Here is a 23,962-nt window from a genome sequence, read left to right on the forward strand (position 1 = left end):
TTTTCTCCAAGTGGTTGGACTATAAAGGAAAGCCAACTAAAGTTATTAGACCGATTGAATAACAATGAATTTCCTAGATAATCAGTATACATATTGCTCAAAGTTAATGTATCAAGTCTATGGTTTTAGCACATCTGGTGTTTTCCCACTTAATGAAGGAAGCCATTTTTGGGAACCTTATCATTCTTTACAGGGAAGTGCATACCAAAGTGTGACACCTAGGTTGGTTTATAAGAAGGATATGGTTGGAAAAGGAGATATTCAGTGAGCGCAGGGAATAACCTGCTTTTTTTATTTGCATCAAAATAAGATTTTTAAAGAAATCTATTTGGGAATGGGATTATATTCTAGTTTGAAAAACTGACTATATCTTTCTTAGTTTATAATTAGTAAACAAAGTGCAGGTATATCTATTATCGATCCATAATTTTGTTTTATATCATTCAGCATCAGACAATACGCAAGACACACGCATAATACTTACCTCTTAATTTTCGGAACAAATCCTAAATAGTACAAGAGAGGTTAGGTCATTCTGATATTAAGCAAATTTTAGGAACATACAGTCATGCTCTTTTGTCAATGCAAGTAGAAGCAGCAGATAAGGTGGTTTTATTGTTAAAAACGTGACCTGACGAAAAACAAATAGCGATAAGCTATGATGTGTAAGGGTTTGTAATAACTCTTTGAACACGCCATATTCGTTTGTGTCGCAAAGGGCACATACATCGGTTTACACAATTCTGCTCATCGCTATCTGAATATAGCATGGAGGGCGAAGGGAAATGAAAATTGCAATTTGTAAATACTTAAAGGAGAAACCGAACTTTATATCTATTTGCTCATTTCAATAGTAGCTTTGTATGTTAATCGAATTTTTCAACCTCAACCATTTCCGAATCTTAACTATCGTAATCAACTTATATTATAACAATAAGTTTTGACAACTGCTCCTTATCGTTATTTAATAAACGAACCTGATAAAGGATCTAATTATTAATTATATGGATGAACATATATTGAACTTGTCCTGGTGTCCACTATTTGATGACGGTTAGAGCGATACCATATCCTTTTTCTGATGTGTAAGCAGAGGTTATTTTCATTACTTTCCAGCTTCCTTCGGTGGCTTTTGTTCCTATTCCATGATGTGCTGTAAGATAGTCACCTTGACTGACAGTTTCGTCAATACGCACATAATGTTGGCCTACTAACCCTACTACGTGCCACTCGTCTCTTGCTGCCCGTGAATGATAATTTGCCTCAAATGCTGTATCGTAGTCTGGGTTTTGTTTGGGAACTTGTATGAGTTCACCGCTTTCCTTATCAGTCACTGTCTCATAAATAAATCCGCCAAACTCATTAGTCAAATAACGGCCCTGCCAGACGAAACTGGAGGCTCCTGAAATGAAAGCTGAAGTTTCTGAAATAACGCCAAGCATATAATCTCCCACATTCGCGGGCGCTATCTTTTCACCTCTTAAAGTCACGATTGTACCCGTATGGATTAACTGTCCATTTGAGCTCTCAAAATACTCTCCATATCCACCTAAAGAAGAACTGATTGCCCCGGCAAACGTCCCGTTTCCCCCAACAGAGTCAAGAAGCCATTTCATTGATTGATGACCTCCTGCGACGGTGTATGGTTCTTCAAGTATAATATTTTCAGAAGACAGTATCGTTCTTGAAGCATGGTTTCCTTTAAGATGTGCGTTATTTGAAGAAGCGATTAATGCGCGAGAGCCTTCAGTACTGGAGCCTCCAGAAGAGCTGATGACCGCATTTCTTTCTCCGCGGGCCATAATGTCACCGGTACCTGCTATAACTGCGCTTGTTTGGTTTACGGCAAAGCCAGAGGTCGTCGCAAGCTGTACGCCTCCTTTCAAATTGATTGGAACTTGTTGGTATGCTTGACCTTTGATTGAGGCTGCTATACCATAACCTTCTGACTGTACACCAAGAATTGTGGCCTGATTATTGGGAGACTGGATTCCAACTGTCCCATTGTCAGTAATCATCGTTCCATTTAGAATATTCACATTGTAGAGACCGCCACCGATTGAAATTCCTTTAGGTGCAGATTTATAAATATCGAAATTTGAAATTTTAATATAGTCTGTTTTATTTGATCCGCCTGATAAATTAATATCAACGCCGGCCTTTTTAAACCCTCGAATTTTTATGCCATTAATAGTTATATTTTGACTGCGATATTGCAAAGCCACAACAGGATTTCCTTTATAATCATAGTCTGGATCACCAATTGCTGTGAATCCGCTTACATTGACATTTTTATACGCTGAAATAACCAATGCTCTTGGTGTCACAGCATCATAAAGCGAGTTAAAAACCGGTTCAACTGCTGAACAATCAATGAGTGTGACATCGTATGCTGTTGTGCTTTCAGGATCTGTAATTTGGTGGTGACCAATATGACGAAGATCAAACGCACGAACATCGCGATAAGAAACATGCCCTATGATATGGACGTTTTGAGAGGCCGGCCAAAGTTCATGGGCTTTTACCTCAACTCCACGGATGTTTCCACTTGTAAAGTTATTTAAAAGCCACACATGCCTAGAGCCGTCGTCAATTTCTATTCCGTTGGAGTTTGAAACACCTTCTGCAAATTCTGTTCCTCGAGGATTTCCTGAATGGCAGTTTGAAATAAAGATGTATTCACTGTAATGGGTGGTAATGCCGTCGTCTCCCGAACCATATGTCACACAGTTATCGATCCAAATATATCTTGATCCGTCTTTTGTCCAATCGGTATTAGGCAAATGATCATACGTTGGCGATGTGATATCAATGCCATGAAGACCTGCGTTAATAGCTTCCACATCTTTGATCCATCCATATTCAACCTTAGCAAAAGTCAAACAACTGGAGAACTGTCCCCCTGGGTTTCTCACACCACATTGTCTGCTTGGATTCCAGTCTAATGACATTCCTTGTACAAAAATATTGCGATTTCCATTTTGATAATCATCATTTGTAATCACCCATTCATGTGCTGGAGTGTCTTCATGTAATTTAATCACTGTGATCCCTTTACCTTGTCCAACAATTGTTGTCCAAGAGGGGAGTTTAATCCCTTGTACGTGATATTCTCCTGCTGGAACGTTTACCTTGACTCGGCCATTCCCGATTGCTTTTCGAAAAGCCTCAGTATTATCTCTTCCATCTGGAACAGCGCCAAAGTCTTCCACATTTACTTCCCGGGTGATTTTAGATAAAAGCTTATAGTATTCCTTGTCGAGACGTTCTTTTAAAAGAGAGGTAATCTCTCCTTCGGCCGTCACCCTTGCGTCAGTAACTTCGATATTTTGGTCTGTAACGGAGTGCTTAATAAAGTTTTGCATTCTTGTCTTAATATGTTCTAATTCGGGGTGAGATTTGGCGTTTAGAGAAGGATCAGGGCAGTTTTTAAAATGAACCATTCTAAAGACACCTCTTTCTTTTAATATAAGCGCAGTTTTTGTCTTTAAGATAAGGGTAGACATCTCTTGTGCGCTTATATTTTCAATTCTGTATTTGTTACAAAATTCCTTTTAGATTTGTAAAGTATTGAAGCAACATTAAGAATGTTGTACAGTGAAAGAAAGTTCGCCTGATGATTAATTAAAATGTTTCTTATAGTTTGGTATTTATTAATGATTATGGATGAAAAGGGAGGACTACAATTCCATCGTGTACAGGAATAATAAAGAATCGAATGTTCAGACATCCTTTTTCACCGCTGACTGTTTAAATACATCACTTCTTTTTTATATCAACCAATTCTAACTAGATGTGAGCATGATCTAAGGTAAGCGATTGACCCCATCAGCAACGCGTATTCCAGATTCAATTGCGCCCTGCATCCACGCATGAGTGAGTGAGGCGTGTTCTCCGGCGAAATGAATTCTGCCCTCAGGGACAGGAATATAGGGATACAGCTCTAATTCTTGTCCTGGTTCGAAAGCTGTAAATCCCCCCGCAGAATAGGGGTGCTGGCTCCAGCTGAAAGAAGCGCCTGATACAAATTCAGACCATACAATATCACCATAGATTTTAGATAAATCCAGTAAAGTATACCGGATACGCTCTCCTTCTGAAAGACTGTCCCATATCAGCGCCTCATCTGCCCATGTATAGCTGGCCAGAATGACAGCATGTCCATTTGCTCCAATATTTCTGCTTGGATAATACGAAAAACGAATCGGTAAATCAGTAATAGATTTGCCGCCGCGCTGCCCGGCTTTTTCCCAAAATCGGCTTTTAAACTCTATTCCGATTTTTGTTGCACTGATATAGTTTAACTCACGGATGGCCCTCCGTTTATAGTACGAGAAAGAATGGTATGGTTCGACTTTTACAAATCGCAAAGTTGAAAAAGGAATGGTTACAATAGCGAGATCAGCTGTAAACGATGCAAATTCTGCCGATTGTTGATGCTGGCAATGGATCGTAACACGATTTTCATCCTGAGATATTTTCATCATTTTTTGATGGTATAGAATGTTTGTTTTTAATTGGGGAAGAAACGCGTGTGGAAGCAGATCCATGCCGCCTGTTATCTCATAGAAGTGAGCGGGTGATGAAAAAAAGATGGATTCCCGCAATACTTCAACAAGGGACATCCCCATATACGCTTCCATATCCAAAAGTACACCAATCATATCGATCACGCCATAGGAAAAATACCTATTCAAAAAAGAGCTTAACGAATCATTTTTGTATTGTTCTTCGACAATCCGCCAATTTCTCGCTGGATTTTGATTGATGAAATTTAGAATAGGCTGCAGTACAGAAAGCAGCAGCTCTTCAGACGTTTTCCCTTGTTCATGTGATGCGACTGGGTACCCCAGTATTCCAGGAGCTCGTTCAAACATGTGGAGACGTGTCTTGATTCCATTGGCATAAATGATGTCCAGAGGGGTTCTGTTGATAAATACATTTGTTGGCAATTTGAATTTTTTGATATATTCTAAGGTTAACAAATGGTTATTCGGTATGCGCATCGGACCAACGTTAAAATACAAATCACCACTAAAGGGAGATCTCAAAGTGCAGACACGGCCGCCCGCTCTGCCGCTCGCTTCGAGAATCGTTACTCTGTGACCGGCATTTTTCAGCAATGATGCTGATACAAGCCCGGACAATCCAGCTCCTACAACAAGAATATGCTTTGGGTGCTGCGTTGCACTAAGGCCATTTCGAATGATCTTCACCATGTCATCATTCTTTAGAAAATTCACTTTTGGGAGGCACCTCTTTTTAGGATTTATTGCATTGTATTCACTGAAAAGAGCGTCTATCACGATCTGTTTACATCTTTTGGAGTTTAAAAGGAAATAAAGGGGTGATGTATTTGACTAACTTTATTCATAAGACTTTAAATGGTTTGAAAAGTCTCTTAGATGAAAAAGGAGCCATTCAATTGTTTTGTTCTGAAGGGGATATCAAGGAGTTCCTTGTTACATTTTCACAGGACAAAGCAACCCTGAATGACATTCAAAGCTTTGAGGCTAAACACCAGCTTACCCTTCCAGATGATTATAAGAAGTTTATTACACTGCATAATGGTGCGAAAATTTTTCAGATTCTTTCCGATGGGGAGAATATAGGTGGAGGACTTTATTTATTTAGCCTTGAAGAGATTGAAGAAGAATTAAAATATGAGGATTTGTTTGAAGGCATCAATGGTATTCCAATTGGTCACTTATTAGAAGGGTGCCATTTGATGATCGACAAAGGCAAATTGGATAAAGGGGATCCCAACTATCTTTTCATATTAGAAATAGGGGAATATACACCATTAAATTTAAATTTTGAGATATTTCTAGATCGGTATATAGAATCCAATGGGGCAACTTTTTGGGAATGGCGCTTCTATACAGCAGAAAACTACTACAAAACAAGATAGCTCTATGTATAAGACAGTCTTTGACTGATAGAGTTTATAGGATCGAAACTTATGACTCGAAGTTTCTTACACAAAAAATAAGTCTAATTTATGAATGGGGACTAAACGAACAAAGTTTGAACCAAGTTTTTTATGTGGCTAATAATTGCAGAAATTAAGAAAGAACCTGGTGAAATTGCCCAGGTTCTTTTTATATTGCACAAAAGCAGACACGGTGATATAATCACACTACGTGCGCTTCCTAGTTAAAAAGTCATAGTTATCCATCTTATAATTTTATTATATCCTACTGGGAAGCTCTTGTCAATATTTTTTTGAAGGGGAGATGTAGAATGAGTTCTTTCGTTCTCGGTTTACACGAAGTTGAAAAAACACAGCATTCGCTCGTTGGAGGAAAAGGAATAAATTTAGGAGAATTATTAAAAATTCAAGGAATACAAGTACCAGAAGGATTTTGTGTTACAACAAGAGGATTCCAAAAAGCCATTGAACAAAACGAAACGTTACGAGCGATGTTGGATCAATTGGCCATGCTAAAAGTTGATGACCGAGATCAAATTGGTAACATCAGCCGGAAGATTCGGCAAATCATTATGGAAGTAGATATTCCTTCCGATGTTGTGAAAGCAGTGGCTCACTATCTCTCCCAGTTCGGTGAGGAACATGCCTATGCCGTGCGTTCAAGTGCGACTGCTGAAGATTTACCACATGCCTCTTTTGCCGGTCAACAAGATACCTACTTAAATATTATCGGCGTCGATGCAATCTTGCAGCATATCAGCAAATGCTGGGCTTCCCTATTTACGGATCGAGCGGTAATCTACCGCATGCAAAATGGATTCGACCACAGCCAAGTCTATTTATCTGTTATCGTTCAAAGGATGGTTTTCCCTCAGGCTTCGGGGATTTTATTTACCACTGATCCGATTACCTCTAACCGAAAGGTGTTATCCATCGATGCCGGCTTTGGACTTGGTGAAGCTCTGGTCTCCGGCTTGGTATCTGCCGATTGTTATAAAGTACAGGATGGGCAAATCGTCGATAAGAGAATAGCAACTAAAAAAATAGCTATCTATGGACGGAAAGAAGGCGGAACAGAAACACAGCAAATCGAGCCTGATCAGCAAAAGGCTCAAACGCTGACTGATGAACAAATTTTACAGCTTGCACGCATCGGAAGACAGATCGAAGCTCATTTCGGCCAGCCGCAAGATATCGAATGGTGTTTGGTCCGAGATACTTTTTATATTGTACAGAGTCGTCCAATCACTACTTTATTCCCCATCCCTGAAGCGAGTGACCAAGAAAATCACGTCTATATTTCTGTAGGTCATCAACAAATGATGACGGATCCCATAAAACCACTGGGATTGTCTTTTTTTCTGTTGACGACCGCTGCACCAATGCGTAAAGCCGGTGGAAGGCTATTTGTTGATGTCACACATCAACTAGAATCTTCTGACAGCAGAGAAGTTTTCTTAAAAGGCATGGGACAGCACGATCAGCTCTTAAAAGACGCACTTATGACTCTAATAAAGCGACGAGATTTCATAAAATCGATACCAAATGATAAAACAGCACCAAATCCCAGCAGAGGCAATGCAGATTTGCCAGCTCAAGTTGAAAACGATCCGACAATCGTGTCAGATTTGATTGAGAGCAGTCAAACATCGATAGAAGAGTTAAAACAAAACATCCAAACGAAATCAGGATCAAATTTATTTCGTTTTATTCTGGAAGATATCCAGGAATTAAAGAAGATTTTATTTAACCCAAAAAGTTCGGTTCTGATTCGATCTGCTATGAATGCTTCATTATGGATTAACGAAAAAATGAACGAGTGGTTAGGTGAAAAAAACGCAGCAGATACACTCTCTCAATCTGTACCCCATAATATTACGTCAGAAATGGGTCTTGCGCTATTGGATGTCGCAGATGTGATTCGTCCTTATCCAGAGGTAATTGCTTATTTACAGGATGTCAAAGATGATCACTTTTTGGATGAGATGGTTAGGTTTGAAAATGGACAGGAAATTCAAGACGCGATCTATGCTTATCTGAACAAATACGGAATGCGATGTGCCGGAGAGATTGATATTACAAGAACTCGATGGAGCGAAAAACCAACTACACTTGTCCCGATGATTCTTAATAATATCAAAAATTTTGAGCCTAATGCCGGCCAGCGGAAATTTGAGCAAGGGCGAGAGGAGGCTTTAAAGAAAGAACAAGAGTTATTAGATCGCTTAAAGCAATTGCCCGATGGTGAACAAAAAGCCAAAGAAACCAAACGGATGATCGACATCATCCGGAATTTCAGCGGGTTCAGGGAATATCCAAAATACGGAATGGTTAATCGCTATTTTGTTTATAAGCAGGCTTTACTGAAAGAAGCCGAAAAACTCGTAGAAATGGGCGTTATTCATGAAAAAGAAGATATATACTATCTTACTTTTGAAGAACTTCACGAAGTCGTACGCACAAATAAACTTGATGATCAAATCATTAGCAAACGAAAAGACGAGTACACATTATATGAAAAACTTTCTCCACCACGTGTTATCACGTCTGATGGTGAGATCATTACAGGCGAATACAAGCGAGAGAATCTCCCAGCCGGAGCAATTGCAGGTCTCCCTGTTTCCTCGGGAGTGATAGAGGGGCGAGCACGTGTCATCTTAAACATGGAAGATGCAGATCTAGAAGATGGAGATATATTAGTCACCTCCTTTACTGACCCAAGCTGGACACCATTGTTTGTATCCATAGAAGGCCTGGTCACCGAAGTTGGTGGACTGATGACCCATGGAGCTGTTATAGCGCGCGAATATGGCTTGCCTGCAGTTGTTGGCGTTGAAAATGCTACGCAACTGATAAAAGATGGGCAACAGATTCGCGTTCATGGTACAGAAGGCTACATTGAAATACGATAATGGCTGATGAGTGTAGCGAGCTATCAGATATTTTTCCATGTTCTCAGAAGCTGTAAGCTGATGGAATAGCATTTGTACCAAGAAAAGCCGGAACCTCTTAGAGGAGATCCGGCTTTTTATTTTAAATTGGTGTAGTGTGAGAAAGCCGATTTTGCGGGCGACAACTTTTTAAAGTGAATTTTTTTATTATCAGCATTTAAACTGAGCTTACTTTTTGTTCGTGTTGAATATAAAGAACGGCTTTAAAGGAAATTGAACAACAGTGAATCAATCGTATTGAGAACATGTAAGATCAAGAAAAGAACAAAACCAGAGAATGTTGATATGTATTTGATAGAAGACCACATAGAAAGAAACACCTTGCTTAAAACAAGAGAAAAAGGAGCTAAAAAGCTCCTTTATAAGTTTAAACAACTTTTGTATAAATAGCCGTGTAAAACCCGATTGAGTAATCAAAATAATGACGTGTAAGCGTATAAGTATAACCGTTATATTCTATTGTCGGCTGGAAATTCATTGGCAGAGGACTAATGCGGTATATAGTGTCATAATCATATTCTTCATTTTTTACTGCAACTTCAGGCGAATTTTCAGCAGCCAATGCGGGAACCGCGGATATGAGCATGCCAAAGGATAAAACAGAACCCAATAAGATTTTCTTAATGTTCAATTATACCAACTCCTTTTACAATTAATACATATATTATGTAACGATTGGAAGTCGTTTTAGAAGTGAATAATGGATCATAAAATGTGAAAATTTTGATTTTAATGGGAGTCGTGATGTGAACGACAGTAATGATAAGTATATTTATGCTGGAATCCACAAAGAAGGAGCCTTCAAGTTTAAAAGCGTAAAAGAGTAAGGGGATAATGTCGAAGGCAACCACATATAAACATTTGTGAAAGAACAAAAAGAAGTTTGAGGAATTGGAGAATGGAGTATGCTGCTGTTATGAATTGCAAAAAGAAGTAGATGGGTTGGGTGATCCTGTTGTTTATTTTAAAGATCAAAAGAGGTTTAAAGAGGAGGGAGAAAGGTGCCTAAAATCGGAGTAAGCTTGATAGTGCTCATGATTTTCCTTGCTGGCTGCAATAAAAATGAACAAAACGGAGACGAAACAATGACGCAGAGCCTAGTCGGCTATGTCGGGTTTAAAGACAATAATAGGGCAATTCTCATTACTGATACAGAAGAAAAACCGTTCATTAAAAATAAACGGCGGGGTTTAAAAAAGTAATGTCTTTTATCCTTTATGGCAAAAGGATAAAGCAATTGCAATATTGTGTTTTTATTTGAGGTCGTTAAGGACGACTTTAGCTGCCTCAGCAATAAGAGCATTATCATAATTTGCATCTTTCGTAAACCGCTTTGATAGGATTGCCAAAACAATAGGAGCTCTGTTAGGCGGCCCAACGATAGCAATGTCATTTCGTGTCCCGTAACTTCCGGCTTCTAATTCAAATGATTTTGTATTGCCTTCTAATTAACCTCAAAAAATCAGGTATAAAATGATATTTTTCCAATGAAATGTTTCCCATGACAGTTAGTGTAACAAACCCCTTTAAAGTTTCAGATTTTAATAAGTTGAGAGGACAAGCTGTTACGACCCACATGCCGTTATTTATCAGGATAGACTACAGATGACATATCAAATTAAATATAAAAGCTTCACTGGCTCTTAAAAAGGAAATAGATTCGGATGAAAACTGTTCTCTTTAAGGCTCATTTCATGGTGCTAAAGATTCATTTGAAGAAGGCGGTCTTGATCAGAAAAGATCCTTCCAATATATTGAAGCAAAAAGATATCGGGAGGAACTCTTTTGAAAAAGATGTTGATGCTAGCTTTCACATTTCTTTTGGCTTTGACTATTCATATAAGGGAAGTTTCGGCAGTTATAGTGAAAGATGAGGAGAAAGTGAGCTTTACAATGACAGAAAATGAAAAATGGTTTATGAAATCTGATGATTTAAATCCAAACCATTGGACGTCTTACTTTGGATACAGATTCACCATTTTCGATACTGAAGGATGTACAATTAACGCAAGAATCATGCGAATGACTTTGTCGGGATACGAAATAACCGTTAGTGAAAAAAACTTCTCAGGGGATCATTATGATTTTAGTGCAACTGATCGAGTTGAGGCGATGCCTTATAAGACTCATTATTTGATTTTAACAAAAGATCCAGATTGCGGAGAGGTTAAAGTAAAAGGTCTATACGGTTTTCAGTTTGATCAGCCGGAATGGTAATAAAAAAGAATTTTGGCAACCTAAACGCCAATAAAAAAAGCTAATGTCTCACATGCAGATATTAGCTTTTTTTATTGTTTAATAGGCTGCCGGCAGGATTTTAAAAGACAGCCGTCTCCTGTCACACGAGGCACAAATCGTAAAAAAAGTGTACCCTCTGTCCATTCACATTTTTCGTCGTGAAAATGTAAATGTATTCATAAAGATGCCGCAGCATATCAGCAGTGCGCCGAGGATAATGTTGATGGTGATCTGTTCGTGCAATTGCAGCCATCCAAAAAATAGGGCCAATACGGGAACAAACATTAATGCCATGGATGCTTTTGACGCTTCGATTTGATTGAGCACCCAAAACCATACGACAAAGGTAAAGCCGGTGGAAAGCAAGCCATTAAACAGCAATGACCATACCGCCTGATATGTCCACTCGGCTGAAGGGACCGGCTCAAATATAAAGGAAAACACCAATAACATGACGGCCCCCATCATAAGTTGCCAGGCATTCATATGAATAACATCGATATGCTTGAATTGTAGCTTACTGAACACATTCGCGATTCCCCAGCTAAGCGCTGCCGCAAGGACGCACAGCTCTCCAAATAAAGCGCTTTGATCGATAGCAAGCATTTCCTTTCCAAATATAAATAACAGTCCGAAGAAACCGCAGACCAGTCCGATCGTTTTATACGCATTCATTTTCTCATTTAATGTAAAATGGCTGAGCACCGTAACAAATATGGGCATCGTATATACCAAAACAGAGGTTTTTCCTGAATCGACAAACTGCATTCCATACGTTAAGATCCCCATATAACCCAGCCCCATCAGCAGGCTCATGATGATATAGCTTTTGAGATGTTCTTTTTGAATTGAAAGCTTTTTTCTTTGAATGAAGAGAATGAGAAATAATGGAACCGCTCCGATGAACAGGCGCAAAGCCGAAAATAAAAGCGGGGGGATGTCATGAATTCCTACTTTCATTGCAACCCAAGTATAACCCCAAATAAATGTGACAGATAAGATTCCCAACATGACTTTTACCATGATGAATCCGCCTTTCTTGTTTAAATATCGTGCTGGTTTCTATCATATGTTACATTTGTATATAACTGAAATACATTTTTATTATCGGAGGTATAACCAAATGGTTATGAACATGAACCATCTTCACATATTTGTAAAAGTCGGGGAGAAATTGAATATTACAGAAGCGGCAAAAGAATTGTTCATCTCTCAGCCGGCGGTAAGCAAAGCGATAAAAAACCTGGAGAGCTCGCTGCAGCTCAAATTATTGATCAGGGATAAACATCATGGTTTAATGCTGACTGACGTCGGAAAAGAAATTTTGCTGCTGGCGAGGCAAATGAAGGGAATTGAAAGCAAAATATATCAAATAGCCAACCGGGAAAACAAGCTGTTAAACGGGAAGGTGAAAATTGGTTCATTTCCTGCAGTTTCAACAAATATCATGCCCCAGGCGATTGCGGCATTCAGATCAAACTACCCGTTGATCCGCATCGATTTGATCGAGGGAACCTCTGACCAAATAAAAGGATGGGTTGAGGATCGGACGGTTGATATTGGAATCGCAGCATCTCCATTTGAACCATTTGAAAATCAGCTATTGTGTAACGACTATATGGTGGCCGTCATCCCGCCGCAGCGTGATGAATTAAAACAGGAAAAGCATGTCAACCTTGAAACATATCAAGATGACCTCATTTTCTGTAAAGGCGGTCATGAAATCGCGATGTCAAACGCATTTTCGCAATACAACATCGAATTAAAGGAAAACTTGACTGTGCAAAATGCCGAAACCTTGATTAATATGGTCAAAAACAACTTGGGCATAGGCATTATTTCAAACTTTACACTTTCATCCGTCCCGCATCAATTAAGTAAAAAGGACATTTTTCCTAGGATCACACGCGATATCGGCGTCATCGCACATTCATTTGAAGAGATAACGCCGGCGGCGCATGAGTTTGTCAAGGCGTTGAAAGCAGTTGTAATCTGAATCAGTTCTCGTGGTGCGACGAAGTTTGAAGAAGATGGATACCCGCAGGCAGAGTGACAAAAAAGAAAAGCAACACATTTGAACGTTGCTTTTCTTTTTAGCTGGAGTCTTGTACGCCAGGAGACTGTTAACCTAAAAAAGATTCACCCCTCTCTGCTTTGTAGGACTCTGCTCCTTAACTTGTTTTAATGATGCTACTATAAGAAAGCTAACAATCACCAGCAAGAGCCATGAACTTACCTTTCCGAGGTGTACGAGACTCCATGTCTCGATTTGGTTTGGATATTTCCAAGCCCCAAAAAACGTAGCGATATTTTCCGCTATCCATATAAAAAATCCGATGAGTACAAAAGAAAGTGCGAGCGGCATACGGTAACGAGCTCCATTCACCTCGTATGTAACCCATGTTTGCCAAAAGACAATGAGGACAAGTCCAGATAACCACCATCGAATATCAATCGAAAAATGATGGATGAAAAAATTCAAATAAATCGCAGCGGCAAGCGGAACAACCGCAAAAAAAGGCGGCCACTTAACCAATTCAACCTTAAGCCTTCTCCATGCCTGGCACAAATAACTGGCTACACTTGCGTACATAAAGCCGCTATACAAAGGTACTCCAAATATTTTGGAGTATCCTTCTTCTGGATAAGACCAAGAGCCCATATGGACTTTAAAAAGTTCCAGAGCAAGCCCGATAAGGTGGAACAATGTGATCACTTTTAATTCATCCCGAGTTTCAAGACCAGAACGCACCATCCACAATTGCATGAGGACGCAGATCATGAGAAGCCAGTCGTACCGCGGCAAGAAGGGTAGTGGGATCATTTGTGTAATAGCCAAAGAGGCAAAAATAACGACAGGAAACAAACATGAAAGCGCTTGTTCCCAGCCGAAATGAACGATTTGTTTTAAAGCTCTCATGTTATATGCGCCCTCCAAAGGAGTATTCTTCGTGTATGTAAGGGACGCTTAGTATAGGAGCTGGATGGATATAAGGTTATGTCCATAGGCTCACCGCCAATCACTTTATTTTTCTGTTGATGCCACATATTTGCTTTTTACGACTCCTTTGTGTCTTCATCACTTCGGTATTCCAATATATCTCCGGGCTGACATTCTAAAGCCTTGCAAATCGCTTCTAAAGTTGATAAACGAATGGCCTTTGCTTTTCCGTTTTTCAATATCGAAAGATTAGCCATGGTGATGCCAACTCTCTCCGAAAGCTCTGTTACGCTCATTTTTCTTTTAGCAAGCATCACATCAATGTTAATAATAATTGCCATAGTCATCACCTCAGACCGTTAAGTCATTTTCTGATTTTATATCAATCGCTTCTTTTAATAGTTTTTGCAGAACAGCAGCAAAGACCGCAATGACCATTGAAGCAAAAATAATAACCAATCCGATGACTATGATACCCGGGGCGTCGTCTATATCGGCTATCAGATAAAAGACAGGCATACCTGCTGCATAAAAGATACTGATAGTGACCGCACAGTATTTTATATTCTTCAAAGCCCTTACTGACAATCCCGAGAAAGCTTTATTCTTGTCAATATAGCTTAAAAGTTTGAACGCTTGATAAAGAGCAAAGTAAAAAGGAATCGCCGTTACATACAAATAGATGAAAACGAGATATTTCATATAAACGATATTTGGAAGTAATTCTGCTGAATAGTTGGCTATCTTAGGCACTAAAAAAATGCATAAAGCAAGAATTGGAATTCCAATAAAAATAACAGCTATTTTTAAAAAGAGTGTTGACATTCGATTCATAACGCACCTCATTTGTTTGTTGTCTATTTGAATGTAACAAAAAAATTTATCGTTTCTCAATAAAAAAATATTGAAATGAACTAATTTGTTGTTGTTATGGGAAACCCTTTTTCATTTTTTGAGCAAGACAAAAAAGCATCCCACATCACTGAGCTGCTCTGCTATTTTAAACTTGGCGAGTGAATGAACCGTGTACTTCAGTGGGCTCAAAGGATCGGTGTGAACAAGTTAAAGTGATAGCTCTTTTATGAACATCTAAAGATTCAAACAAACGATGGGAAGAAATACATCAAAGGAGAAGCTGCTGTTCATACTAATGATCGGGAGGTAAAGCAACTTATGATACAAATTTTGATCACTGGTCTTTTTTTATTGGCTCAGCCGAGTGGGCCGGATGACAGCTTAACGGTTACACAGCAAGGACGAACAATTGCCACTGTTCACCGTGAAGACTTTACAATGCCTCTTCCCGGCACTCCAATGGTCGACGATGAAAAATACAGTAAATTTATCAAACAGCTTGATCAGAAAGTGTACCGGGAGCCGATAAACGCTGTCCTTAACGATCATGGAAGCATCGTCCCGGGCAGGGTTGGCTACAAACTGTATCAACAGGCTTTTAAGGAAAAGTTTTATGCGTATTTTTATGGCCAAGGCCCCTCCAAGGTAGAAGTGCCTGAAATGAACATTTATCCGAAGGTTGACAGCGAGCTGCTTTCTCACATCAGTACGCAGCGGCTTGGTCAGTACGTGACTTATTTTAATTCAAGCAATAAAAGCCGCTCACACAATATTTCTCTTTCTGCAAAAGCCATTGACAATCACGTTGTTTTCCCTAATGAGACGTTTTCGTTTAACCAAGTTGTAGGCATGAGAACTCGGAACAAAGGGTATAAAAGTGCGCCCATTATTGTAAAAGGGGAGTTGTCTGAAGGTGTAGGAGGCGGAATTTGCCAGGTGTCCTCAACACTTTTCAATGCAGTCGACCAGGCAGGGCTGCAGGTCGTTCAGCGCTATTCTCATACTAGAAGCGTGCCATACGTTCCACCCGGACGGGATGCTACGGTCAGTTGGGGAGGCCCTGATTTTCGTTTTCAAAACCAATATAACCAGCCAATCTTAATTCGGGCAAAAAGGTATGGGGGAAGTATGATTGTTACGCTATACTCTTCTGATGTGATCAACAACAAGTTGAGAAAAATCCCAAAAGCTCCATCTCGGATACCGAAAGAAATAAATGCTGAGCAGTAAATACACAACCGTAGTTAAGGCTATGGCTTAAGAGAGCTCAATTTTTTAAGGGATCGCCAGTTAAAAGAAAGGAGGGACAAATGAAATGAAAAGGGTATTCTTTTCCGTATGTGCGGTAATAGTAGTTGGATTTGTTTTTTGTCAATCAAAAGCGCACGCTCTGACTTTTACGGTGTTGCCTATTACACAAAAAACAGACCAGTGGTCAGTAAAAGTAAGTGAAGCAAAAAATGCAAAGGAATTTGCGGAATCTCAAAAAGGAGAATATCAAGTATATTCCTTGGAAGTCAAAAATGTAGGAGAAAAAGCAGCTGCTGTAGATGTGCAATTGTATAGAAATGATCCTGATTCAATCACACGGTTTTCGCTTTTTGGATGCCCTGATGAAAACTGTGACAAACCAGAAGATCATAAAATGTTAGCCAAAAGTTTAAACGATGGCTCACCGCTGAAGTTCAATCATTTTATGCTGGCAGATAAGGCCTCCGAATTAGAGGTTGTCATTATTTGGACGCAAAAGGGACAAGAAGGGAGAAATTTAAAACAGACCTTTAAATTCACTGAGGATGGCGTTAATTAGGCAAAAAACTTGTCAGTCATCGATATGAATAGTCATATCTCTTAGATAGATAAGATTAACCAGCATTGAGCATACCGCAGAGAAAGTGGAGAGGAATACGAATATGATGTGGGTTTGATGATGAGGCCAGTACATTGCCAGAGAAAAAAATGACAGTTGGAAAGCCAATCACAGATGAATCAACTGCAAAGTGACTGCAATTTATCACTATAGTGAAGAACCAGAAGAGGCTCCAATTGAAGTGAATGTTTGTTGATTGTCATAAGGTCATTGAATACGAATAAAGAAAGCATGGAAATGTACAAGCGGTTGAATCACTCCTGCTCATTTTAGCTTGAAATGTGTGGATAAAGAGTGTTAACCCTTTGAAAAACAAAAAACACCCCACTTAATCATTAAAACCGTTCACTTCAAAATTTTCTATGTCAAGATTTAAGTTTTTTAATTGTTCCAGCAAAACGTCGAATTTTAAGCAACCACCATTTTTCAATTCTTCTGGAATATCTTCCGGATGAGCAATTTCCATCCCGCTCTCAATCCATTGTTTGCGATACAATTGAAATGCAGCCTCAATTAAATGATCAGGAGTTACAATAAAACCTAATCTCACATCATGATCCTCACTGTAGCCAAATTCAAAACCGCAACATGGACAAATGTCAAACGTTTTTTGATATTCTCCTTTATACAAAGGATTTTGAATTAATCCTTTGTATCCGCAAATTAAACAAGAATAACATTTTTCCACTAAGTTTAATCCTCCTTTAACTGTTATTTGCTTTTGCTGTCCCGTAACAAATATTACTTCAAATAAAAAACTTCTTGTACGTATTTATAGCATTTTAACCGATATTTGTATTATTTTTTTCCATTACGTTAAAGCAAGAGGAGTGCATCTAATCCTTGAAGATGAACACACTTGCAATTTGAAATGGGTGATAGAGGAATCAAGATAAAATCTCAATATAAGAAGGTTTTTTTAATTAATTGGCAAAATGGAAGATAAGAAAAAGTATTTGAGTTGGGACGGGTAAAATGAGTTGAATTCCAAGTAATTGTGTTAAAGGAGGGAAAAGGAGGAAATGAGCTACATTGAAATCACAAAGGACAATATTGAAGACAATCATATTTGCTGCGCATTAGGCGCGAAACAATATGAGCATGCAGTTCATGAAAAGAAGAGATGGCTCAAAGCTCGAATGGATGAAGGATTGGTGTTCTATCGCTTACATGAACGGGCAAAAGTCTTTATTGAATATCTACCTGCGAATGAGGCATGGGTGCCTATCAATGCGCCTAATTTTATGTATATTAATTGTTTATGGGTATCTGGCACATATAAAAATAACGGTCATGCGAAACGATTGTTGGACAAATGTATAGCAGATGCGAAAGTCCGCGGCATGGATGGCATTGTCCATATTGCGGGCAAGAAAAAACGTCCCTATTTAAGTGATAAGCGTTTCTTTGAGCATATGGGGTTTACTCTACAGGATGAAGCTGACCCTTATTTTCAATTAATGGCTTTAACTTGGAATGGCCTTGCAGCTTCTCCTGCATTTAAGGACCAGGTGAAAAGTGATTCCGTCAATGAAAAGGGGATTACCATATACTATACAGCTCAGTGCCCGTTTGCAGTGGGCATGATAAACGATTTGCGGGAATTGACTGAAAAGAAAGGGGTTCAATTTCAGTCAATTCATTTATCTTCGAAAGAAGAGGCACAAAAATCACCAGCTATTTGGACAACTTTTAGCGTTTTTTTTGATGGGAGATTTGTGACTCATGAGATCATGAGTGTAAATAAATTTGAAAAGTTACTTAATAAACTCATGTTAGCTTGATTTTTAAAAATATAAGCCCATTCTAAAACTATGTAAGGTGTGATATACGTTTAAATTTTGTCTCTGAAAGAGCTTTAATTTAAATTCGAAGTTTTTTATTTTCTTTTCAGTAACATTTTTATCATGTTTCCCTACTAAAGAATCAGGAAAGTGGGGAAAAACATGATAAAAAAGAACAACTTTAAGAAATGGCTATTGATTATTGCTGGATTCTTGATCATCTGCGTCATCGCATTATTTGTAATGGTGTCAGGAAACAAAGTGAAATATGAGGGCAGCGGGAAAAGCGGACTGTGGATGTCTAACCTTGAAAAATCAGACAAAACTTCAATTGGACCTAATTACTTTCTGAATTTGTATTGGCAGGGGAGTAAGAAAGATGAGAAAAGAACTGTTGTTGAAAGAATTACTCTGTATGTAGATGGCGAAAAATATCAAGATGATCACATAGATGAGTACGACTTATCAGAATACACAGGTGAAGAAATGCCAGGTGGGGGACATATGGAGGACCATATCGCCACCTTTGATTATATGCCTGAAGATGAAGTGATAGGACATGATGTATTAGTGAAGGTAGAGTGGAAGACAGGCCAGAAAAAACAGACAGAAGAAATCAAATTACATAAGAAGCCATGGTATAAACAATAGCTTATTTGATGTATTTGTGATCACATTTGTGGTCACTTTTTTATTTGCGGATTCCTAGGCACAGCAATCTAAGACTCTGCATAGGCTGAAATAAAATCTTGTTCATTTCTAAAACGAGGTGCATGCTGTTGGAACAACAACCAATCAATCATGAAGACAGAAACGTGCCGCAGCCTATTCGAAGTGATGGAGCTGGAGCTATCGATGCAGGCCCGCGAAATATGATGCGGGACATTCAAAATCCGAATATACTTGTTCCGCCTGTTACAGATGAAGGTATGATTCCTAACTTGAGATTTTCATTTTCAGACGCTCCCATGAAACTAGATCATGGCGGCTGGTCAAGAGAAATCACCGTCAGACAACTTCCGATTTCGACTGCGATTGCAGGGGTAAACATGAGCTTAACTGCGGGAGGTGTCCGCGAGCTTCATTGGCATAAGCAAGCGGAGTGGGCTTATATGCTTTTGGGACGGGCACGTATCACCGCTGTTGACCAAGACGGACGAAATTTCATTGCTGATGTTGGCCCCGGCGACCTTTGGTACTTCCCGGCAGGAATTCCGCATTCCATACAGGGATTAGAACACTGCGAATTTCTGCTCGTTTTCGATGATGGAAACTTTTCTGAGTTTTCAACGTTAACCATTTCTGATTGGCTTGCACACACCCCAAAAGATGTTCTCTCTGCGAATTTTGGTGTGCCGGAGAATGCTTTCAACTCTCTTCCTTCAGAGCAAGTCTATATCTACCAAGGGAATGTGCCGGGATCAGTCGAAAGTGAAGACATTCAGTCACCATATGGAAAAGTACCCATGACCTTTAAACACGAGTTGCTAAATCAACCCCCAATTCAAATGCAAGGGGGGAGCGTACGAATTGTGGATTCTTCTAACTTCCCGATTTCAAAAACGATAGCCGCTGCACTTGTTCAGATTGAGCCTGGCGCGATGAGAGAGCTTCATTGGCACCCTAATAGCGATGAGTGGCAGTATTATCTAACAGGGCAGGGACGCATGACAGTATTTATCGGGAATGGGACTGCCCGCACATTTGACTATAGAGCAGGTGACGTTGGATACGTGCCTTCTAATGCGGGACACTATATACAAAACACTGGTACAGAAACCTTATGGTTTTTAGAAATGTTCAAAAGTGACCGCTATGCAGATGTGTCACTCAATCAATGGATGGCATTGACCCCTAAAGAATTAGTGCAAAGCAACTTAAATGCTGGATCAGTCATGCTTGATTCTCTGCGTAAGAAGAAAGTGCCTGTTGTAAAATATCCAGGCACGTAAAGACTGAACCGATCACACAGTGGTCTTAAAGTAACTAGAGCTAGGTGTCGGCCTGCGTTTTTATTTAATCCCTATGTATGCGTTATGTAGGGGTTTTCTGCTTGAATCGTATTGTAATGAGCTTTAAACTGTTTAGGTATTACACTGGATAGACAAAGAAAGAAGACCTTAATGTAAGATAAAAAAATTTAATTCTTAGGAGGAAAGGATATGGATTTACCTATATGGGCGTATATCATATTTGCAATCACAGGTGCGGCAGGTTTTATCAGTTTAATGTGGTTCAGTTTTTTTGCTGACAAAATTGAAAAGTGAAATTTTATAAGCGATGTAAATTCTTTTTACATCATTGGATTAACATTAAGTTTACATAATGATATTATTTAAAACTGAAAAAGAATAACTAATTGATCTGTGTACTAAATATTCATTGAAACAAAAATAGATTGGCCCTAAGGAACAAAGCCATTTTGCAAGTTCTTACTATAGAATCGCAATCACTACAGACGATTCTGTACATCAAGAAGCTCAGATGAATTATTTTTAGGTGAGTTTACTAATGATGAAACCCGGTATGCTTCCATGTCATCAGCTTCATAAGGCACAAGCAAGCTTTGCAGATATTCAGGGTTTGTATTGTGAGGATTTAGCCATTCCTTTTCAAAATCACGGGCCAATATAACCGGCATCCGGTCGTGTATATCTTTCATGAGCTCATTAGGCTCAGTTGTTATGATGGTGCAGGTATAAAGAGGGTCACCTTGATGGGTGTTCCACTTTTCATATAAGCCAGCAAACGCAAAAAGAGCAGATGATTTCAATTTGATCCGCAATGGGATTTTGGTCTTGGAATCAAACCGTTTCCATTCATAAAAACTGTCGGCAGGGATGATGCAGCGTTTGCTGACAAGCGGTCTTTTAAAAGCCGGTTTCTCGGTTATTGTTTCGGCTCGAGCATTGATCATTTTATAACCGATCTTTTCATCTTTTGCCCAAGGAGGAATAAGCCCCCATCTAAGCTTGCCTAAGCGATTATTTGATCCATCATTGATGATCGCAAGAATGTTTTGTGATGGTGCGATATTATAGCTCGGCTGGTATTCATCTTTAGGAAAAAATTGATTGATGTCAAACTGGTCAATAATATCATCAAATGCAGAGAATAAAGTAAACCTGCCGCACATGTCCATCATCCTTTTTAGGGGTTTTTGAATAGTGTGTGGGACGAACGTTCATTTCATACAGGACCAGACAATGATTTCTTTTTACTTGCGATAAACTGGTATAATAAGAAAGACAGTTAAGAAGTTATTGTGAAAAAGAAATAATGCTTTTTGGTTTGACCAAGGATCGTTTAAAAATCGCGTTTAAGAACAAAAAGAGGCACGGCGTTTTTTACGCAGGCCTCTTTTATATCAGTAGCCAAATACCAGAGTTGTACTTTGTGATCCGGCATATTTCGTGACAAATTCTTTTGTATACTCCGGTGTTTGAACGCGATAACTGTAATTTGACCCAGGACTCCATGAAGTCAAAGGGGAGGTTTGCTTGTTGAGTGAAGGGTAGCTGCCTATATCCTTGAAATAACCGGTGCCCTTGTCGTCAAGGATTCCGCCTTTTTCACTGCCTTTCCCAAAGTAATTATATTCGGAATATATTTTTGCTTTTGTGGTAATCGTAATCGCCTGGTTAAAATTGTTGCTGTAATTGTTTTTAACATGAAAGTATCCGTATCTCATCAGACCCGGGCCTCTAACATACAGGTTCTCAAAATAATTATTTGCGATTGTCATGTGGGGGTAGCCGTCATATTGATGCTGAGAATCATCTGGGTATCCTAAAATCAAACCGTATTTATGATTCGCAAATTTTGAGTTGCTGATCGTGATATAATCAGCTGATTTACCGATATACAGGAGTTTGTCCAAATCACTCCCGCTTGCACTATAGCTGTGGCCTGAGAATGTGACGTGATCTATCCAATAGTTCATGCCGGAGTCTAAATAAAGCTGGATATCATTATTTCCGTTAATCTGCGGACTGTGTTCAAACGTTAAATTTTGAAAAATGACATTTCCAGAAGCTGAAGAGGTTGTTAAATAAATATTTTTCAGCGTTTTTTTCGCATAAGAGCCCACGAGTGTTTTATTTGAGCCAACGGTAACTGTTGTTTTCGCAGATGCGGAAAGATCATTTTGGAGCACTAAAATTTTTGGTGTGGATCCTCCTAGATGGGTTTTTAAATCATTTACGCTTTGAATGTAAACAATCTGCCCGTTTTTCCCACCCGTTGTGCCCGCTTTGGAAATGCCTCTTTCATTTTTAGCATTTCCGGCAAATCCTAAAAGGCCATTTGTCGAGGTATTCGGAAAATCAACTGCGCCTAACGCTTTATCAGGCAAGAGAACCAATAACAAACCAAACACGGCGAACCATAAACAAAATCGTTTCATTACAATATACTTCCTTCCAATTTTAATCATTTCCTTGCGGAGATTATTATTACAGTTAATGGAAAGGAATGATAGGTTCTATCTTCCCAATTAATGCTTGGTTACTTAAAAAATACAGATTGCGTCAAAAGACATACTAACAATTGAAATAGAAGAAAGGATTGATACAACGTTGACTGCAGCCGCTTATCGAAACACCTTGCTATCACTTTTATGTTTAACAGCTGGAATCGTGGATGTAATTGGGTATTTAAGCTTGGGACATGTGTTCACAGCTAATATGACTGGAAACATTGTATTATTGGGATTAGCTATCGGCAAATCCCTTCAGGTCACTGTTTTCAATTCCTTAACTGCGCTCATTGGATTTATATGCGGCGTGATCATTGCAACACTGATTGTCGGAAAGGCGGAAAATACCCTTTGGCCTGCTGCTGTAACAAAAGCCCTTGCACTTGAAGCATTCATTTTATTTGTCTTTGCTTGTCTTTCTTTTTACCGGGCTTTTGTTCCTGTGCACATTTTGATTATACTCATGAGCATTTCCATGGGGATTCAAACGATAGCAGCCAAAAAACTGGGGATCGCAGGTATTTCTTCAACTGTGTTGACCGGAACACTCGCTTCTCTATTAGAGGATATATCCGGCCGTTTGTTTTTTAAGAAGCAAAAGAAGACTTTCTTAAGAGATACTGTGTTAAGAGCACTGGCTATTATTTTATATTGTGTGGGAGCTATTATTGTTGCTCTGAGTGAACCTAATTTTAACCGCTTCATTATTTGGGTTCCGATTGTGCTGATCTTTGGCATTATGATGACAGCTAAGTTGAAACTAAGCGGGGAAAAATAGCTTTTCCTGCATAGCTGTTATCAGGCCAACAGGCTGTCTCATTTTTTGATTGTTATGTGAATTTTGTGAGGTGAAAATAAGAAATTCGGCTGATGTGCACATTCGTTCATTCGAATTGCTTTTTTCATAAGTACGC

At 39.1% G+C, this 23,962-nt stretch carries 19 protein-coding genes and 3 pseudogenes; 11 read left to right on the top strand and 11 right to left on the bottom strand.

Features of this window, described 5'->3' with window-relative positions:
• Positions 1 to 1,040: 1,040 nt before the first annotated feature.
• Positions 1,041 to 3,443, bottom strand: coding sequence for a peptidase G2 autoproteolytic cleavage domain-containing protein (locus BFW96_RS10035; protein ID WP_069839328.1), 2,403 nt, complete (start codon positions 3,441 to 3,443; stop codon positions 1,041 to 1,043).
• A 363-nt stretch (positions 3,444 to 3,806) separates the two neighbouring features.
• Positions 3,807 to 5,243 carry a flavin monoamine oxidase family protein gene (locus BFW96_RS10040; RefSeq protein ID WP_139123533.1) on the bottom strand — a complete coding sequence of 479 codons (1,437 nt, stop codon included), beginning with the start codon at positions 5,241 to 5,243 and terminating at the stop codon, positions 3,807 to 3,809.
• Positions 5,244 to 5,356: 113 nt separating this feature from the next.
• Between BFW96_RS10040 and BFW96_RS10045 the strand changes: the two genes are divergently transcribed.
• Both BFW96_RS10045 and ppsA read left to right on the top strand, forming a co-directional pair.
• Positions 5,357 to 5,911, top strand: coding sequence for an SMI1/KNR4 family protein (locus BFW96_RS10045; protein ID WP_040082949.1), 555 nt, complete (start codon positions 5,357 to 5,359; stop codon positions 5,909 to 5,911).
• Positions 5,912 to 6,243: 332 nt separating this feature from the next.
• Positions 6,244 to 8,844 (top strand): phosphoenolpyruvate synthase, encoded by a 2,601-nt coding sequence (ppsA, locus tag BFW96_RS10050; RefSeq protein WP_069839329.1) that lies wholly within the window; start codon positions 6,244 to 6,246, stop codon positions 8,842 to 8,844.
• Between the two features lie 406 nt (positions 8,845 to 9,250).
• Here ppsA and BFW96_RS10055 read toward each other — a convergent pair whose 3' ends face one another.
• On the bottom strand, positions 9,251 to 9,514 hold the full coding sequence (locus BFW96_RS10055; RefSeq protein ID WP_040082952.1) for a hypothetical protein: 264 nt from the start codon (positions 9,512 to 9,514) through the stop codon (positions 9,251 to 9,253).
• A 370-nt stretch (positions 9,515 to 9,884) separates the two neighbouring features.
• Here BFW96_RS10055 and BFW96_RS10065 point away from each other — a divergent pair.
• Positions 9,885 to 10,040 (top strand): annotated as a pseudogene (locus BFW96_RS10065) (DUF3221 domain-containing protein); the annotation flags it as partial.
• 96 nt (positions 10,041 to 10,136) lie between these two features.
• On the opposite strand, the pseudogene BFW96_RS21480 reads toward BFW96_RS10065, so the two are convergent.
• Positions 10,137 to 10,298: pseudogene (locus tag BFW96_RS21480) on the bottom strand (class A beta-lactamase); the annotation flags it as partial.
• A gap of 370 nt (positions 10,299 to 10,668) precedes the next feature.
• Between BFW96_RS21480 and BFW96_RS10070 the strand changes: the two are divergent.
• Positions 10,669 to 11,100, top strand: a complete 432-nt coding sequence (locus BFW96_RS10070) for a hypothetical protein (protein WP_069839330.1) — start codon at positions 10,669 to 10,671, stop codon at positions 11,098 to 11,100.
• A 165-nt stretch (positions 11,101 to 11,265) separates the two neighbouring features.
• Here BFW96_RS10070 and BFW96_RS10075 read toward each other — a convergent pair whose 3' ends face one another.
• On the bottom strand, positions 11,266 to 12,144 hold the full coding sequence (locus BFW96_RS10075) for a DMT family transporter (protein WP_069839331.1): 879 nt from the start codon (positions 12,142 to 12,144) through the stop codon (positions 11,266 to 11,268).
• 100 nt (positions 12,145 to 12,244) lie between these two features.
• Here BFW96_RS10075 and BFW96_RS10080 point away from each other — a divergent pair, with 100 nt between their 5' ends.
• Positions 12,245 to 13,117, top strand: a complete 873-nt coding sequence (locus BFW96_RS10080) for a LysR family transcriptional regulator (protein WP_069839332.1) — start codon at positions 12,245 to 12,247, stop codon at positions 13,115 to 13,117.
• Positions 13,118 to 13,249: 132 nt separating this feature from the next.
• Here BFW96_RS10080 and BFW96_RS10085 read toward each other — a convergent pair whose 3' ends face one another.
• The 3 genes and pseudogenes from BFW96_RS10085 to BFW96_RS10095 form a co-directional block, all read right to left on the bottom strand.
• A complete protein-coding gene (locus tag BFW96_RS10085) occupies positions 13,250 to 14,041 on the bottom strand; it encodes a DUF817 domain-containing protein (protein ID WP_069839333.1) in 792 nt (263 codons plus the stop codon).
• 105 nt (positions 14,042 to 14,146) lie between these two features.
• Positions 14,147 to 14,403: pseudogene (locus tag BFW96_RS10090) on the bottom strand (helix-turn-helix domain-containing protein).
• 10 nt (positions 14,404 to 14,413) lie between these two features.
• Positions 14,414 to 14,896: a DUF2975 domain-containing protein gene (locus BFW96_RS10095; protein WP_069149696.1), complete on the bottom strand. Its 483-nt coding sequence runs from the start codon at positions 14,894 to 14,896 to the stop codon at positions 14,414 to 14,416.
• Between the two features lie 339 nt (positions 14,897 to 15,235).
• Here BFW96_RS10095 and BFW96_RS10100 point away from each other — a divergent pair, with 339 nt between their 5' ends.
• Positions 15,236 to 16,147 (top strand): VanW family protein, encoded by a 912-nt coding sequence (locus tag BFW96_RS10100; RefSeq protein WP_069149695.1) that lies wholly within the window; start codon positions 15,236 to 15,238, stop codon positions 16,145 to 16,147.
• 85 nt (positions 16,148 to 16,232) lie between these two features.
• Positions 16,233 to 16,727, top strand: coding sequence for a hypothetical protein (locus tag BFW96_RS10105; protein WP_069839334.1), 495 nt, complete (start codon positions 16,233 to 16,235; stop codon positions 16,725 to 16,727).
• A gap of 388 nt (positions 16,728 to 17,115) precedes the next feature.
• Here BFW96_RS10105 and BFW96_RS10110 read toward each other — a convergent pair whose 3' ends face one another.
• Positions 17,116 to 17,475, bottom strand: a complete 360-nt coding sequence (locus BFW96_RS10110) for a hypothetical protein (RefSeq protein WP_040082964.1) — start codon at positions 17,473 to 17,475, stop codon at positions 17,116 to 17,118.
• Positions 17,476 to 17,809: 334 nt separating this feature from the next.
• Between BFW96_RS10110 and BFW96_RS10115 the strand changes: the two genes are divergently transcribed.
• From BFW96_RS10115 to oxdD, 3 genes are all read left to right on the top strand, one after another.
• Complete coding sequence (locus BFW96_RS10115; RefSeq protein ID WP_069839335.1) at positions 17,810 to 18,571, top strand: N-acetyltransferase; 762 nt, start codon at positions 17,810 to 17,812, stop codon at positions 18,569 to 18,571.
• A 162-nt stretch (positions 18,572 to 18,733) separates the two neighbouring features.
• A complete protein-coding gene (locus BFW96_RS10120) occupies positions 18,734 to 19,222 on the top strand; it encodes a YdhH/YoaO family protein (RefSeq protein WP_069839336.1) in 489 nt (162 codons plus the stop codon).
• Positions 19,223 to 19,344: 122 nt separating this feature from the next.
• Positions 19,345 to 20,523, top strand: a complete 1,179-nt coding sequence (oxdD, locus tag BFW96_RS10125) for an oxalate decarboxylase (RefSeq protein WP_069839337.1) — start codon at positions 19,345 to 19,347, stop codon at positions 20,521 to 20,523.
• Between the two features lie 500 nt (positions 20,524 to 21,023).
• On the opposite strand, the gene BFW96_RS10130 is transcribed toward oxdD, so the two are convergent.
• Both BFW96_RS10130 and BFW96_RS10135 read right to left on the bottom strand, forming a co-directional pair.
• Positions 21,024 to 21,707 carry an SOS response-associated peptidase gene (locus BFW96_RS10130; protein WP_069839338.1) on the bottom strand — a complete coding sequence of 228 codons (684 nt, stop codon included), beginning with the start codon at positions 21,705 to 21,707 and terminating at the stop codon, positions 21,024 to 21,026.
• A 231-nt stretch (positions 21,708 to 21,938) separates the two neighbouring features.
• Positions 21,939 to 22,976, bottom strand: coding sequence for a polysaccharide lyase family 1 protein (locus BFW96_RS10135; protein WP_069839339.1), 1,038 nt, complete (start codon positions 22,974 to 22,976; stop codon positions 21,939 to 21,941).
• Positions 22,977 to 23,148: 172 nt separating this feature from the next.
• Here BFW96_RS10135 and BFW96_RS10140 point away from each other — a divergent pair, with 172 nt between their 5' ends.
• Positions 23,149 to 23,826, top strand: a complete 678-nt coding sequence (locus BFW96_RS10140) for a YoaK family protein (RefSeq protein WP_069839340.1) — start codon at positions 23,149 to 23,151, stop codon at positions 23,824 to 23,826.
• Positions 23,827 to 23,962 lie beyond the last annotated feature (136 nt).

It is taken from the genome of Bacillus sp. F56, assembly GCF_001748205.1.
In the GTDB taxonomy this organism is placed as follows: Bacteria; Bacillota; Bacilli; order Bacillales; family Bacillaceae; genus Bacillus; species Bacillus stercoris.

Excerpts from the sequence above, each read along its gene's own strand:
- BFW96_RS10035 (WP_069839328.1), bottom strand. The coding sequence starts at position 3,443 with ATGGTTCATTTTAAAAACTGCCCTGATCCTTCTCTAAACGCCAAATCT.
- ppsA (WP_069839329.1), top strand. The coding sequence starts at position 6,244 with ATGAGTTCTTTCGTTCTCGGTTTACACGAAGTTGAAAAAACACAGCAT.
- BFW96_RS10075 (WP_069839331.1), bottom strand. The coding sequence starts at position 12,144 with ATGGTAAAAGTCATGTTGGGAATCTTATCTGTCACATTTATTTGGGGT.
- BFW96_RS10080 (WP_069839332.1), top strand. The coding sequence starts at position 12,245 with ATGGTTATGAACATGAACCATCTTCACATATTTGTAAAAGTCGGGGAG.
- BFW96_RS10085 (WP_069839333.1), bottom strand. The coding sequence starts at position 14,041 with ATGAGAGCTTTAAAACAAATCGTTCATTTCGGCTGGGAACAAGCGCTT.
- BFW96_RS10095 (WP_069149696.1), bottom strand. The coding sequence starts at position 14,896 with ATGAATCGAATGTCAACACTCTTTTTAAAAATAGCTGTTATTTTTATT.
- BFW96_RS10100 (WP_069149695.1), top strand. The coding sequence starts at position 15,236 with ATGATACAAATTTTGATCACTGGTCTTTTTTTATTGGCTCAGCCGAGT.
- BFW96_RS10105 (WP_069839334.1), top strand. The coding sequence starts at position 16,233 with ATGAAAAGGGTATTCTTTTCCGTATGTGCGGTAATAGTAGTTGGATTT.
- BFW96_RS10115 (WP_069839335.1), top strand. The coding sequence starts at position 17,810 with ATGAGCTACATTGAAATCACAAAGGACAATATTGAAGACAATCATATT.
- BFW96_RS10120 (WP_069839336.1), top strand. The coding sequence starts at position 18,734 with ATGATAAAAAAGAACAACTTTAAGAAATGGCTATTGATTATTGCTGGA.
- oxdD (WP_069839337.1), top strand. The coding sequence starts at position 19,345 with ATGCTGTTGGAACAACAACCAATCAATCATGAAGACAGAAACGTGCCG.
- BFW96_RS10130 (WP_069839338.1), bottom strand. The coding sequence starts at position 21,707 with ATGTGCGGCAGGTTTACTTTATTCTCTGCATTTGATGATATTATTGAC.
- BFW96_RS10135 (WP_069839339.1), bottom strand. The coding sequence starts at position 22,976 with ATGAAACGATTTTGTTTATGGTTCGCCGTGTTTGGTTTGTTATTGGTT.